Source organism: Curtobacterium sp. HSID17257, assembly GCF_003989515.1.
Lineage (GTDB): Bacteria > Actinomycetota > Actinomycetes > Actinomycetales > Microbacteriaceae > Curtobacterium.
Map to the genome: position 1 here is coordinate 1 of NZ_RBLU01000240.1, position 714 is coordinate 714.

Genomic DNA, 714 nt, shown 5'->3' on the forward strand with positions numbered 1-714 from the left:
TCCGACCGTCGACGCGACCGGGGCGGCGGCACCGACGACGGTCGCGGCGGTGGAGCGGTCGGCGACGATGCCGCGGTCGCGTACCTCGTCGGCCGGTGCCGGAGCAGCGGCGGTCGCGACCAGCGCAGCGCTCGCGGCGTCCGGAGCAGCCGTGGCGGCGGTGGACGAGGCGGCAGCGGGTGCGCTCGGCCGGGTGTCCCCGGGGAGTCCGACCGAGCCACCCACCGGGGCCGGCGCGACGTCCGGGACGGGCAGCGCGCCTCCCGGCAGGAGGGGCGGCAGGGCCGGCGTCACGGGGAGCGGCAGGAGGGGCGGGAGTGCGTCCTCGACCGGCGGGAGGACCTGCTCGACCGTCCCGGGCAGCGCGCCGACGCTCGACCCGACACCGCCGACCACGTCGTCGACGATGCCGGTGACCGGTGCGGTGACGCTGCCGACGGTGTCGCCGCCGAGCAGGTCGCGGGTCACCGGGAGCGCACCGATCACGCCGTCGACGGCGTCGACGACGCCCGCCACGGGGCGGGCGTCGGTGACCGACTGCACCGTCTCGGTGACGGGCTGGAGGACACCGGTGAGGGTGTCGGTGAGCGGCCGGGAGGCACTGCTCGCCACGCTCGCCTCGCCGGCGGTCGTCGGCGTGGCCGGGACCGCGGCGGTGCCGGTCGGCAGGGGCACCGAGACCGGCGTCGTCTGCGGGGCGGCCGGAACATGCTG

1 pseudogene is annotated in these 714 nt (G+C 78.6%); it reads right to left on the reverse strand.

Features of this window, described 5'->3' with window-relative positions:
• A pseudogene (locus tag D8M35_RS16745) lies at positions 1–714 on the reverse strand (hypothetical protein); the annotation flags it as partial.